Source organism: Paraburkholderia sp. (assembly GCF_036488505.1).
Lineage (GTDB): Bacteria > Pseudomonadota > Gammaproteobacteria > Burkholderiales > Burkholderiaceae > Paraburkholderia.
This window is the reverse complement of the sequence record NZ_DASXHN010000459.1, coordinates 1-13582: the sequence shown is the minus strand read 5'-3', so window position 1 is coordinate 13582 and position 13582 is coordinate 1. Positions and strand designations below refer to the sequence as shown.

General features: G+C 67.7%; 11 protein-coding genes and 1 pseudogene. 8 read left to right on the top strand and 4 right to left on the bottom strand.

Annotation, left to right across the window (positions count from 1 at the left end; genetic code table 11):
- The first annotated feature begins 108 nt into the window (after positions 1 to 108).
- The 8 genes from kdpC to VGH68_RS26505 all read left to right on the top strand — a co-directional run bounded on the left by kdpC (position 109) and on the right by VGH68_RS26505 (position 9445).
- Complete coding sequence (gene kdpC, locus VGH68_RS26540) at positions 109 to 687, top strand: potassium-transporting ATPase subunit KdpC (RefSeq protein WP_331606690.1); 579 nt, start codon at positions 109 to 111, stop codon at positions 685 to 687.
- 106 nt (positions 688 to 793) lie between these two features.
- Positions 794 to 3793: a DUF4118 domain-containing protein gene (locus VGH68_RS26535; protein WP_331606688.1), complete on the top strand. Its 3000-nt coding sequence runs from the start codon at positions 794 to 796 to the stop codon at positions 3791 to 3793.
- On the top strand, positions 3786 to 4484 hold the full coding sequence (kdpE, locus tag VGH68_RS26530) for a two-component system response regulator KdpE (protein ID WP_331606687.1): 699 nt from the start codon (positions 3786 to 3788) through the stop codon (positions 4482 to 4484). The genes VGH68_RS26535 and kdpE overlap by 8 nt, the downstream gene beginning before the upstream one ends.
- Positions 4485 to 4575: 91 nt before the next feature.
- Positions 4576 to 4896, top strand: coding sequence for a quaternary ammonium compound efflux SMR transporter SugE (sugE, locus tag VGH68_RS26525; protein WP_331606686.1), 321 nt, complete (start codon positions 4576 to 4578; stop codon positions 4894 to 4896).
- 255 nt (positions 4897 to 5151) lie between these two features.
- Complete coding sequence (locus VGH68_RS26520; RefSeq protein WP_331606685.1) at positions 5152 to 5763, top strand: DUF4126 domain-containing protein; 612 nt, start codon at positions 5152 to 5154, stop codon at positions 5761 to 5763.
- Positions 5760 to 8366, top strand: coding sequence for an ABC transporter permease (locus tag VGH68_RS26515; protein ID WP_414696995.1), 2607 nt, complete (start codon positions 5760 to 5762; stop codon positions 8364 to 8366). Before VGH68_RS26520 ends, VGH68_RS26515 begins: the two co-directional genes overlap by 4 nt.
- Before the next feature lie 25 nt (positions 8367 to 8391).
- Positions 8392 to 8805, top strand: coding sequence for a group II truncated hemoglobin (locus VGH68_RS26510; protein WP_331606684.1), 414 nt, complete (start codon positions 8392 to 8394; stop codon positions 8803 to 8805).
- Positions 8798 to 9445 (top strand): DUF924 family protein, encoded by a 648-nt coding sequence (locus tag VGH68_RS26505; protein ID WP_331606683.1) that lies wholly within the window; start codon positions 8798 to 8800, stop codon positions 9443 to 9445. Before VGH68_RS26510 ends, VGH68_RS26505 begins: the two co-directional genes overlap by 8 nt.
- Before the next feature lie 85 nt (positions 9446 to 9530).
- On the opposite strand, the gene VGH68_RS26500 is transcribed toward VGH68_RS26505, so the two are convergent.
- The 4 genes and pseudogenes from VGH68_RS26500 to VGH68_RS26485 all read right to left on the bottom strand — a co-directional run.
- The gene (locus VGH68_RS26500) at positions 9531 to 11666 is read right to left on the bottom strand and encodes a glycosyl transferase (protein WP_331606681.1); all 2136 of its coding nucleotides are present in this window, start codon (positions 11664 to 11666) and stop codon (positions 9531 to 9533) included.
- Between the two features lie 273 nt (positions 11667 to 11939).
- Positions 11940 to 12686 (bottom strand): SDR family oxidoreductase, encoded by a 747-nt coding sequence (locus VGH68_RS26495; protein ID WP_331606680.1) that lies wholly within the window; start codon positions 12684 to 12686, stop codon positions 11940 to 11942.
- Between the two features lie 121 nt (positions 12687 to 12807).
- A complete protein-coding gene (locus VGH68_RS26490; RefSeq protein WP_331606679.1) occupies positions 12808 to 13398 on the bottom strand; it encodes a TIGR00730 family Rossman fold protein in 591 nt (196 codons plus the stop codon).
- 2 nt (positions 13399 to 13400) lie between these two features.
- Positions 13401 to 13582 (bottom strand): annotated as a pseudogene (locus VGH68_RS26485) (TetR family transcriptional regulator); the annotation flags it as partial.

Below are 13582 nucleotides of genomic sequence, written 5' to 3'. Positions count from 1 at the left end.
CTGGCAACAGCAACCCATAGCCAGCGAGAACCCGCAATAGCCAACGATAAGCAGCGGTAACCAGCGATAACCAGCAACGCAATCGAACAACCGAGGGACTCACCCATCATGAAAAACCTGCTCCGTCCGCTGATCGTGATCTTCGCGGTACTCACCGCGATCACCGGACTCGCTTATCCCGCCGTGATGACCGCGTTCGGTCAGGCGGCTTTCCACGCTCAGGCCAACGGCAGCCTGATCGAGCAGAACGGCAAGGTGGTCGGCTCGCAACTGATCGGCCAGCAGTTCGACGCGCCGCAGTACTTCTGGGGCCGGCTGTCGGCGACGAGCCCAATGCCGTACAACGCGCAAGGCTCAGGCGGCTCGAACCTCGGCCCGACCAACCCGGCGCTGCTCGACGAAATCAAGGGCCGCCTCGACGCGCTGAAGGCGGCTGGCACCGATATGTCGAAGCCGGTGCCGGTCGACCTGGTGACGTCCTCGGGCAGCGGTCTCGATCCGGAGATCAGCCCGGCCGCGGCGGCCTATCAGATCGGGCGCGTCGCGAACGCGCGCCATCTCGCGGCGAACGACGTCGAGGCGCTGGTCGAACGTTATACGACCGGGCGGCAGTTCGGCGTGCTCGGCGAGCCGCGCGTGAACGTGCTGAAGCTGAATCTGGCGCTCGACGAGATGAAGCGCGGTTGAGAGACGACGATCAGACCGTGTGGCGCCGCATTGCCGTTTGCGAGCCGGCGCTGGCCGTGCCACCATGCGGACACCGCCGCACGCACGTCCACGAAAAACCCTGAGCATGAACCGCCCCGATCCTGACGAACTGCTCGACAAACTGCAGCGCGACGAACAAAAACGTCTGCGCGGCCGGCTAAAAATTTTCTTCGGCGCGTCGGCGGGGGCCGGCAAGACCTACGCGATGCTGCAGGCCGCGCGACGCCGCAGCGATGACGGCGTCGACGTGCTGGTCGGCATTGCCGAAACGCACGGGCGAGGCGAAACCGCGGCGCTGCTGGCCGGGCTCGACGTGCTGCCGCTCGCGCACATCGCGTATCGCGGCCGCGAGCTCGGCGAGTTCGATCTCGACGCGGCGCTCGCGCGCAAGCCGCAGTTGATTCTGGTCGACGAACTCGCGCATTCGAACGTGCAGGGCGCGCGCCATCTGAAGCGCTGGCAGGACGTGTACGAACTGCTCGACGCGGGCATCGACGTGTACACGACGCTCAACGTGCAGCACCTCGAAAGCCTCAACGACGTGGTCGGACACATCACCGGTATTCGCGTGTGGGAGACGGTACCGGACCGCGTGTTCGATCATGCCGACGAAGTCACGCTGGTCGACTTGCCGGTCGAGGAACTGCTCGAGCGGCTGCGCGACGGCAAGGTGTACATGGCGCAGCAGGCCGAGCGCGCGGTCCGCAACTTCTTTCGCAAGGGCAACCTGATCGCGCTGCGCGAGCTCGCGCTGCGCCGCACCGCCGATCGCGTCGACGCGCAGATGCGCGAGTATCGTGCCGACCGTTCGATCGAGCGCATCTGGCAGGCGCGCGAGCGGCTGCTGGTCTGCGTCGGGCCGGGTCCCGAGGCGCCGGCGCTGGTGCGCTCGGCGGCGCGGCTGGCCGCGAGCCTGAAGGCCGACTGGCTCGCCGTTTATGTCGAGACGCCCGCGTTGCAGCGGCTGCCTGATGCGCGCCGCGAACGCACGCTGAACGCGCTGAAGCTGGCCGCCGAACTCGGCGCGCAAACCGCGACTCTCGCGGCCACCGACGCGCCGGGCGCGCTGATCGGCTACGCGCAGGCGCGCAACGTGTCGAAGCTGGTGGCGGGCGCGTCGTCGCGCACCGGTATGAGCCGCTGGTTGCGCAAGCCGCTGGGCGAGCGCATCGCCGAGAGAAGCGGCGATCTCGATCTCACGCTAATTGGGGTGTCTTCCGAGCGCGACGGCGGCGCGCAACGGCGTCTGTTGAACACGACCGCCAACGCCTGGCGCGACGCGTTGAGCGCGGCCCGCGAGCGCCGTTCGCCGCCGCGTGCATACGCGCTCGCGCTCGCGATCGGCACCGGCATCACGCTGCTGTCGAGCCAGCTGATCGACCGCATCGATCTGACCAACCTCGTGATGCTGTATCTGCTCGGCGTGATTTTCACCGCGGTCAAGCTGGGCCGCGGGCCGGGCGTGGTGCTGTCGTTTTTCAGCGTCGCCGCGTTCGACTTCTTCTTCGTGCCACCGCGCATGTCGCTGTCGGTGTCCGATACGCAGTACCTGCTGACCTTCTTCGGCATGCTGCTGACGTCGCTCGTGATCAGCCATCTGACTGCAAGCCTGCGCCGCGAGGCGAGCGTCGCGCGACGCCGCGAGCGGCGCACCGGCGCGATGTATGAAATGGCGCGCGAGCTGGCTGCCGCGCTGACCACTGAGCAGATCGTCGGCATCGGCAGCCGGCATGTGAGCGAGGTGTTCGGCGCGCGCGTGGCGGTGCTGCTGCCCGACAGCGCCGATCGGGTCAAACAGAAGATCGACGACCCGGATGCGGCGATCACACTCGAAGGCGAGCAGCTCGATCTCGATGTCGGCCAGTGGGTCTACGATCAGCAGAAGCCGGCCGGCCACGGCACCGACACGCTACCTGCCGCTGCCGCGCTGTATCTGCCGCTGAAAGCGCCGATGCGCACGCGCGGCGTGCTCGCGGTGGCGGTGCGCGACGAGCGCGAGCTGAGCGTGCCCGAGCAGCGGCGCATGTTGGACGCGTTCGCCGCGCAGATCGCGCTCGCGCTCGAACGCGTGCATTACGTCGATATCGCGCGCGACGCGCTCGTCAATATGGAGTCGGAGCGGCTGCGTAACTCGCTGCTATCGGCGATTTCGCATGATCTGCGCACGCCGCTCACGACGATCGTCGGCTTTTCGTCGATGCTCGCGCAGACGCGGCAGGCACAGGCGGCGGCGCGTATCGATGCGCGAGGCGGCGCGGCGGCTGAAGCGCCGGCCGAAGCGTCGGCTGATGCGCTGGCTGACGTGCCCGCTGACTTGCCCATTGACGCATCGGCACAAGCGCGGCAACCCGGCGCGCAATCCCCGGCGGCGTGCGGTTCGCCCCCGGCCACGCTATCGGCCGCGCAACGCAGTGACGAACTCGTCGACGCGATTCACGAAGAGGCGCTGCGCATGACCGGCATCGTCACGAATCTGCTCGACATGGCGCGGCTGCAGGCCGGCAGCCTGCAACTGAACCAGCAATGGACGCTGCTCGAGGAAACCGTCGGCGCCGCATTGCGGGCATGCAAGCGCGTGCTGGCGGGCCATCCGGTGCGGGTCACGCTGGCTGCCGATTTGCCGCTGCTGCATCTGGACGCGGTGCTGATGGAGCGGCTGTTCTCGAATCTGTTCGAGAACGCCGCGAAGTACACCGCGGCCGGCACCCCGCTCGCGATCGGCGCGCAACGGATCGACACGGACGGCGCGCCGTTCGTGCGCGTGACCGTCGATGACGACGGCCCCGGTTTGCCCGCCGGCATGGAAGCCCGTGTATTCGAGAAGTTCACGCGCGGCGAGAAGGAATCGGCGAAACCGGGCATTGGTCTCGGGCTCGCGATCTGCCGCGCGATCGTCGACGCGCACGGTGGCGCGATCGGCGCTTCGAACCGCGTGGCGGCGGACGGCCGCGTCGAAGGCGCGCGCTTCTGGTTCACGCTGCCGGTCAACACACCACCCGACGCGCCTGATACGCTGGAAGACGAAAGCGCCGCCGCCAGCCTCGGTCCCGACCTCCATCCGCTAGCCAAACCCACTCATGAGTGAGCCGAGCATCACCGTCGTGCTGATCGAAGACGAGAAGCAGATTCGCCGTTTCGTACGCAGCGCGCTCGAAGGCGAGGGCATCACTGTGCATGACGCCGAAACCGGCAAGCAGGGGCTCGTCGAGGCGGCCACCCGCCAACCCGATCTCGTGATCGTCGATCTCGGGCTGCCCGATACCGACGGGCTCGACGTGATCCGCGAGCTGCGCGGCTGGACTGAACTGCCGGTGATCGTGCTGTCCGCGCGTACCCAGGAAAGCGAGAAGGTCGCCGCGCTCGACGCCGGCGCCGACGACTACCTGACCAAGCCGTTCGGCGTGTCCGAACTGCTCGCGCGGATTCGCGCGCATCTGCGGCGGCGCAACCACGGCGGCGCGAACGAATCGCCGCAGGTGCGCTTCGGCGCGGTCACCGTCGATCTGGCGTTGCGCCAGGTCACGCGCGACGGCGCCGCGATCCATCTGACGCCGATCGAATACCGGCTGCTCGCGACGCTGGTGCGCCACGCCGGACGCGTGCTCACGCACCGGCAACTGCTGCGCGACGTGTGGGGGCCGTCGCATGTCGAGAGCCATCACTACCTGCGCATTTATATGGCGCATCTGCGCGGCAAACTGGAGCGCGACCCGGCGCAGCCTGAGCATATCGTGACCGAGACGGGGGTCGGCTACCGGCTGCTCGGCGCGCTTTGAAGCCCGCTTCGCTATAATCGCCCGGCGTAAGGACGACCTTGCGCTCGCATCGATCATCGGGGACGGCCCCATTTTTTCATGGGGCTGTCTGATGTCCTGGTTTCTTCTTCTGATCGCCGGCTTGCTCGAAGTCGCATGGGCGGCCGGTCTCAAGACTTCCGAAAGTTTCACCCGTTTCTGGCCGTCCGTCTTCACGCTCGTGACCGCGCTCGGCAGCTTCGTGCTGCTCGCGATCGCGATGCGCGAACTGCCGCTTGGCACCGCGTACGCGGTCTGGACCGGCATCGGCGCGGTCGGCGCGTTCGTGTTCGGCGTCGTGATGATGGGCGAAGCGCTGACTGTCGCGCGCGTGGCCAGTGCGTCGCTGATCGTGATCGGCCTCGTCGGACTCAAGCTGGCGTCCGGCCACTGATACCGTTGAGCCGGCGAGCGTTGCCCGCCCGCGTTGCCGGCGTGGGCGTTCCGCGGGCGTTACCAACTGCGCCACACCCTCGTTCGCGGCGCTGCGGGCTGCGAATCAACGTGGCTATAATGAGACAGCAACAATCCGACATTTTCCGCGGCCTGGCTGGCGCGGCCGGCCAGGCGAGTCTGACGACTTCGGCGCGGAGCTCGTGCTTATTTCCCGTCGCGGCGCCTGGCCCGCGCAAAGCGTGTGGAGGCGGCCATGCTTGAATCCCTTTCGCTTGCTGCTGGCCTTTCATGGGGCAGCGGTCTGCGCCTCTATCTGACGGTGCTGCTGGCCGGCGTGTTCGAACGTCTCGGCCTCATTCACCTGCCCGACACGCTATCCGCGCTGTCCTCGCCATGGGTGATCGGCGCGGCCGCGGCACTCACGCTCGCCGAATTCCTGGCCGACAAGATCCCCGCGTTCGATTCGCTGTGGGACGCGATTCACACTTTTATCCGCATTCCGGCCGGCGCCCTGCTGGCCGCCGGTGCGCTCGGCCACGCGGATCCGGCGCTGTTGACCGTCGCCGCGCTCGCCGGCGGCACACTCGCCGGCACCGCGCATCTCGCGAAGGCGGGCACGCGCGCGCTGATCAACCTGTCGCCGGAGCCGGTGTCGAACGTCGTGACGTCGACCGCCGAGGATGGTCTGGTGTTCGGCGGCATGTTGCTGGCGCTGTTCGTGCCGCTCGCGTTTCTGATGCTGATGGTAGGCTTTCTGTTTCTCGCGGCATGGGCGTTGCCGCGGCTATGGCGTGGCGTCCAGGGCGGCTTTCGCGGGATGGCCACGCATATGGTGTCGCGATTTGCGAGGAGCAGGCACGATTGAGTGAAGCACTACGTGGTTCGAGCAAGGGCGCCAGTGCAGATTCCAGCACGCGCGTCGATCTAAGCGCGGCGCGCCGGCTCGGCGGCGCGGATCTGTTGCGCCAGGCCGTTCGCATGACCGCGCGCGACTGGCGCGCCGGCGAACTGACGATGCTGCTGCTGGCACTGGTGCTGGCCGTCGCGGCGCTCTCCAGCGTCGGTTTTCTCGCCGACCGGTTGCATCAGGGGCTCGAGCGCGACGCGCGGCGCATGATCGCCGCCGATTTCATCGTCCGCGCCGACCATCCGGTCGATCCGCAATTCACCGCCGAGGCGCACGCGCTCGGCTTGCACACCGCCACCACGGCGATCTTCCCGAGCATGATCAATACGACCGGCGCGCAGCCGGTGTCGCGGCTCGCCGCCGTCAAGGCGGTGTCGCCGGGTTATCCGCTGCGCGGTGCGTTGCGGATCGCGCCGGCGCCCGGCGCGGCCGATCATCCGGCCGCGTCGATTCCGCCACCGGGCACCGTATGGGTCGACGAGCAGCTGCTCGACGCGCTCAAGCTCAAGGTCGGCGACAAGGTCAAAGTAGGCAGCCGCGATTTCACGATCGGTGCGCTGATCACGCGCGAACTCGATCGCGGCTTTTCGTTCGTCAACTTCTCGCCACGCCTGATGCTGCGCGCGGACGATCTGCAATCGACCGGTCTGATCACGTACGGCAGCCGCGTGACGTACCGGCTGCTGGTCGCCGGCTCGGACGATGCGCTCGCGCGTTTCACGCAGTTCGCGCATGACCGTGTGGACGGCGGCAAGATGCGCGGCGTCGCGCTGGAATCGCTGCACGATGGCCAGCCGCAGGTGCGCCAGACGCTCGATCGCGCGGGCCATTTCCTCACGCTGGTGTCGCTGCTGACCGCGCTGCTCGCGGCGGTCGCGATCGCGATGGCCGCGCATCGCTATATGCGCCGGCATCTCGACGGCTGCGCGGCGATGCGCTGTCTGGGCGTGAGCCAGGCCGCGCTGCGTGCGCTGTTCATTTTCGAATTCGTCGGGCTCGGCGTGGCCGGCGGCGTGGTGGGCATCGCACTCGGTTATCTCGGCCATCTCGCGCTGCTCACGTGGCTCGGTGGACTGATCGACGTCGTGCTGCCGCAGCCGACGCCGTGGCCCGCGCTCGAAGGGATCGCGGCCGGCCTCGTGCTGCTGCTCGGCTTCGCGCTGCCGCCACTGTTGCCGCTTACGCGCGTGCCGCCCGTCCGGGTGCTGCGCCGCGAGTGGGGCGACGCGGGTCGCACCGCGTGGGCCGCGTATGCGCTCGGCATCGTACTGTTCGCCGGGCTGCTGATTCTCGCGGCGGGCGAGCTGAAGCTCGGCGGCATCGTCGCGGGCGGCTTCGCCGGCGGGCTGCTGGTGTTCGCGGTTATCGCACGGCTTGCGCTATGGGCCGCCGCGCGCGTCGTGCGCAGCGAGCGCGTCAACGCGGGGATCGGCTGGCGCTACGCGCTCGCGTCGCTGGAGCGGCGCAGCAACACCAGCGCGCTGCAGATCACCGCGCTCGGCATCGGGCTGATGTGCCTGCTGCTGATCGCGATCACGCGCAACGATCTCGTGCAAGGCTGGCGCAAATCGACGCCGCCCGATGCGCCGAACGAATTCATCATCGATATCCAGCCGGATCAGCGCGACGCGGTCACGCAGTATCTGCATACGCACGGCATCACTGGCGCGGCGCTGTCGCCGATGGTGCGTGGGCGGCTCGTCGCGATCAACGGCAAAGCGGTCAATCCGCAGACGTTCAAGGGCGCGGACGCGCAACGCCTGGTGGATCGCGAATTCAACCTGTCGTACACGACGCAACTGCCGGACGATAACCGGGTCACCTCGGGCCAGTGGTTCGGCGACAGCACGAAGCCGCAGATTTCGATCGAGCAGGGTCTCGCGAAGCTGATCGGCGTGAAGCCGGGCGACGTGCTGCGCTTCGACGTCACGGGCCTGCAGATCGACGCGCCGGTGACGAGCGAACGCAAGCTCGACTGGGGGTCGTTCAGAGTCAATTTCTTCGTGCTGATGCCGCCGGCCGCGTTGCGCGATTTCCCGGCCACGTTCATCACGAGCTTCCATCTGCCGCAGGCTAAAGCGTCGACCATCGACGGCTTGATCGCCGCGTATCCGAACCTCACTGCGATCGACACCGGGCCGATTCTCGCCCAGGTGCAGCGTGTGTTGCAGCAGGTGATCGGCGCCGTGCAGTTCCTGTTCGCCTTCACGCTGGCAGCCGGCATGCTGGTGCTGTATGCGGCACTCGCCGGCAGCCGCGACGAGCGCATGCGAGAATCCGCGCTGCTGCGCGCGCTCGGCGCGTCACATCGTCAGGTGCGCGCGGTGCAGGTGGCCGAGTTCGTCGCGGTCGGCGCGCTCGCCGGTTTGATGGCCGCCATCGGCGCGCAGATCGTCGGCTCGCTGCTCGCGAGCCGCGTGTTCGAGTTCTATCTGGAGTTCGATCCGTGGGTGTTGCCGGCCGGGATTGCCGCCGGCATCGCCTGCGCGGGTGTCGGCGGCTGGCTGAGTCTGCGGCATGTGTTGTCGCGCCCCGCGTTGCAATCGCTGCGGGACGCGTGATCTTTTTGTGGTTGATGAGCAGCGTATGAGCGATCTGAACGACGAAGTGTCCACGGCGCAGCCGACGGCCTTCGAGCTGGTGGGCGGCGAGGCGCGCGTGCGCGAACTGGTCGACCGGTTTTACGATTTGATGGATCTCGAAGCGGATTTCGCCGGTATTCGCGCGCTGCATCCGGGTTCGCTCGACGGTTCGCGCGACAAGCTGTTCTGGTTCCTGTGCGGCTGGCTCGGCGGCCCCGATCACTACATCAGCCGCTTCGGCCATCCGCGTCTGCGCGCGCGGCATCTGCCGTTCGCGATCGCGTCGGGCGAGCGCGACCAATGGCTGCGCTGCATGGCGTGGGCGATGGAGGATGTCGGTCTGCCGGAGCCGCTGCGCGAACGTCTGTTGACTTCGTTTTTCGAAACCGCCGACTGGATGCGCAACCGCAATGGTTGATACGCAGCCGCGCGACACGCCGACCGCTTCGTACACTGTCGAAGCCGACTACGCGACGCTTTCCGCGCGCGCACGCGACGTGCTGGACTGCTGGTTCGGCACACCCGGTTCGAGCGAGTACGGGACCGAGCGCAAACTGTGGTTCTCCCGTAATGACGCCGTCGATGCGATGCTGCGCGAACGCTTCGGCGATTTGATCGACGCGGCGAACGCGGGCGCGCTCGATGCATGGCAGCGCTCGCCGCTCGGCGCGCTGGCGCTCGTCATCGTGCTCGATCAGTTCTCGCGCAACTGCCATCGCAACACCGCGCGTGCGTTCGCCGCCGATCGCAAGGCGCTCGCGGTCGCGCAGCGAATGGTCGCGAGCGGCGCCGACCGTCTGCTGCCTGGTGTGCACCATCGGGCGTTCGCCTATCTGCCGTTCGAGCACAGCGAGACGCTGGCCGCCCAGCACGAGTCGCTGCGTCTGTTCGAAGAACTCGCCGCGGAGCCGGGCGGCAAGCCGTATTACCGCTTCGCGGTGCGGCATGCGCACATCATCGAGCGGTTTGGACGTTTTCCGCATCGCAATGCATGGCTCGGGCGTGTATCGACCGATGAGGAGATCGCGTTTTTGAGTGAGCCCGGTTCGTCGTTCTGACGCGATGCTGACCGACGGTCGCGGCGCGGCGCGGCGCGGCTGCGGCTGCGGCTGCGCTTCGCGCCAAATCACGCGCGCCGCCCCGCTAGTTGTTGCCGCGCACGGTGCCCGCAGCCGGTGTGCGCACGAATACCCGCAGCAGCTCGTCCGAATCGCCGGGCCGCGAGCCGGACCAGAACAGCTGCCAGTCGCCGGGCGGCCGCCGCGGGTTGTTGCGCCGGCTCTCCTCGATTAGCCAGGTGCAGGCGGTGGTGCGCGAATCCTCGTTCGGCCGGTGCTCGATGCCCGTGTAGTAGTAGAGCATCGGGGCCTCCGATTCGCCGAGGCTGGAACTCGCCATGCAATCGCCGTCGTTCCATTCGATATTTATCTTCGCGCCGAGATCCTGGAACACCGTGCGGTAGCTCTTCGCATAATCGAGCCACGGTAGCAGCAGCGTACTGATGAGCCCCCACGCGAGCACGGCGCCCGCGCACCAGCTGAGCGCGCCGCGCCATCTGCCGGCGTACCTGAACGACGGCAGCAGCGACAGCCAGCCGAACGTCAGCAGCAACGCACCGGCGATCAGCACGGGTTGCATCGGCAACACCCAGTCGAGCGGGAGCCAGCGGCCGAGTCGATGCAGCGACGCATGCGTATGCGCCGGGCTCGCCATGATCAACCAGACGATCCACGCCAGCGACGCGACGCTGCCGAACAGCACGCGGCTCGTCATGTCCCAGACGGTATGCATGCCCGCCGGCAGTCTTTCCATACCCTGCATCGCGAGCAGCGCAAGCGGTGCGATGAACGGCAGGATGTATAGCTCGCGCACCGTCGCCGACGCTTGCAGCACGGCGAAGCCGATGCCCGCGAAGATCACCGGCAATGCGACGCGCGGATCGCGCCAGCGCCGCCATCCGCCACCGGCGAGCGCCGCCACAGCGAGCGGCACCACCGGGAAGCCGACGCTCAGCGCGCTACGCAGCACGAACAGACGGCTATCGTTTTCGGAGCCGAGCTCGGCGACCGAAAAGCCGAAGAAGCGGCCGATGTTGTTATCCCACAGCCATACCTTGAAGAGCGCCGCCGAGCGCAGATAGAAACAGATCGGCCAGATCAGCGCGAACGGCGCGAACATCAGCGCAGCGATACCGAGTGCGCCCGCGAAGCTGCGGCTTCGGCACGCGGGATAGAGCACGAGCACTGCGCACAGGCTCGCGCCAAACACGAGTGGCACGAACAGGCCCTTCGCCAGCAGCGATACGCCGACGCCCGCGCCGAGCATCGCCGCGCCGCTCAGCGCTTCGCGACGCCGGGCGCGCGCGTCGAGCGATTCGGTCGGCCCCGCTGAAGACGATGGAGAAGGCGCAGCCGCATCGCGTAGATGCGCGAGCACGAGCTCGAACAGTCCGCAGAAGCCGAGCGCGGCGCCCGCCATCAGCGCGACGTCGGTCATCATGTCGTGCACGTGCTTGACGACGGCGAGGGTGCCGCCGAACAGCGCGAGTGTGCCGATCACGCGCAGGTCGAACCAGCTTGACGCGCCGGCCGAGTGGCGCGCGACGCGCGCGGTGTAGTAGAGCGTGAGGCCCGCGAACAGCGCGCTCGCGAGGCGCGCGGCGTCGTGCAGCGGCAGGTAGCGGCCCAACATCCACGCAAGGCCGGCGGCGATCCAGTCGTAGATCGGCGGCTTTTCGACGAATGGCTGGCCCGCGTTGGTCGGCACGACGAGGTCGCCGGTCTCGAGCATGTGCTGCACGATACCGAACGTATAGGTTTCGTCCTGCTTCCACGGCTGGTGGCCGAGCGTGCCGGGCAGCAGCCACGCGCACAGGATCGCCAGTGCGACGATCCATCGCAACGGACGGCTCGCCGCGAGCGCGCCCCAGCGCTGCAGCCCGCGCTCGGCCGGCGGTGTCGCCGTGCCGGCGGCGTGGGCGCTGTCGGTTGCCTGGGACGTGGGTGCCGGGGCGGCCGGGCGGGCCGAGGCCGATTGGTGCGTTGGGTGGGGCCTGTCCGTCGCGCGGGTTGCATCGGCCGCGTAACCGCTGCAGCCGCCTCGTGCGGCGTGGTCATCCAACGCCGCGTGTGCCGCGCGGGGCGCCGTGCCGGAGATATTCTCAGTGGACGAACCGCGAAGCGCGCGCTCGCGCGCGGTGCCGGCAGTGGTGGCCGGCATCGAAGCTGTTGGCGCGGCGGTTCTCCGCGCGCGCCAACGCGCGAACTGCTTGTCTGGCATGGAAGTCTCTTTTCGGCGTACACGGCGACGTAGGTCGCGTACTTATTCGCTCTGGCTTGCTTCGCTCGCGGAGCTATGCGATTCGAATGATTGTAGCGCCGCTCTCTTACTGAACATTACAGACGGACGCGACACGCGGACGGTGTCTGCGTGCGTGTGTTGACTTCCGGCCGGATCGGCGCAACGCGCGCAACGACAGCGGAATGAACTGAGGACAAAGTAAAAAAGCGCGGCCCGAGCGGACCGCGCTTTGCGCTGCACGCGTGCCGCCGCTCAGCGGCCGCCGGCTACGTCGAAGAGCGAACCGGTCACATACGATGCCGCGTCGCTGAGCAGCCAGACGATCGCCTCGGCCACTTCGTCCGCGCTGCCGGGGCGGCCGAGCGGCGTGGTGACGCCCAGCTGCGCGGCGCGTTCGGGCTTGCCGCCGCTTGCGTGAATCTCGGTGTCGATCAGGCCGGGGCGCACCGCATTCACGCGTACGCCCTGCGGGCCGAGTTCCTTCGCGAGGCCGAGCGTCATCGTGTCGATCGCGCCCTTCGAGCCCGCGTAGTCGACGTACTCGTTCGGCGAGCCGAGCCGCGAGGCCGCCGACGAAACGTTGACGATCGCACCACCGGCGCCGCCGCGCTGCGTCGACATGCGGCGCGCCGCTTCGCGCGCGCACAGATAAGCGCCGAGCACGTTGACGTCGAATACGCGTTTCAGACGCGCGAGGTCCATGTCCGCAAGCTGGCTCGACGGCGCGACGATTCCGGCGTTGTTGACGAGCGCATCGACCCGCCCGAAGCTTTGCTGCAGCGTATCGAACATCGCGATCACATCGGCTTCATTCGCGACGTCGCCGGCAATCGGCACCGCGCGGCCGCCCGCGCGTTCCACTTCGGCAACCGTCTGCGCGGCGGCGGCCACGTCGCGCACATAGTTCACGCCGACGCACCAGCCGCGCGCGCCAAGCAGGCGCGCGCTCGCGCGGCCGATGCCGCGGCTGCCGCCGGTGATCAGAACAGCTTTCGTCATGGAAACCTCGTGGTAGGGCGGATGGATCGCGTGCGGCTCTGCTGCGGCTGACCTGCGACGCGTGGATACGTTTCACACGGGCCGCGCGGCATTCATGCGCGGGTTCATGCGCGTCCGATGCCTAGACCGCGTTGCTCTGAACCGGAATCGCCCACTTGTCGCGCGCGGGCGGCCGATAGTTGCGCAGCTTGCCTATCAGCGCGACGGGATCGGCGTCGATCTGCAGCATGTTGACATAGGTCTCGCGCATGAAGCCTTGATCGACCGTATGTCGCAGCAACTGGATCAGCGGCTCGTAGAAGTTGCCCGCGTTCAGCAGCCCGATCGCCTTGCCGTGGTAGCCGAGCTGCGCCCACGTGAAGACCTCGAACAGTTCTTCGAGCGTACCCGCGCCGCCAGGCATCGCGACGAACGCGTCGGACAGCTCGGCCATCATCTTCTTGCGTTGATGCATGTCGGGCACCACGTGCAGCTCGGTCAGGCCGTTATGGCCGACTTCCTTGTTGACCAGCAGCTCGGGAATCACGCCGATCGCGCGGCCGCCTTCGGCCATCACCGTATCGGCGATCACACCCATCAGGCCCACTTTGCCGCCGCCGTAGACCAGCGCGAGATCGGCTTGCACCAGTGCGCGGCCAAAGGCGCGCGCAGCTTCTGAATACAACGGTTTGACTCCGTTGGAGGAGCCGCAATACACACACACCGACTTCATGCTCAAACGTCCTTCGGTTCGTTGCGGGGCGCGGCGCCTTCCTTGGGCGGCAGGTAGTCGTAAAACTCGCGCTTGGGCAGCTTGCCCGACACGAGGTCGTCGAAAATCTGCCGCGAGCGGCCGCGCAGATAAGGCGCCATCAGCGACACGATCTGCACGCTCACCTGATGCAGCTCCGCGCGGA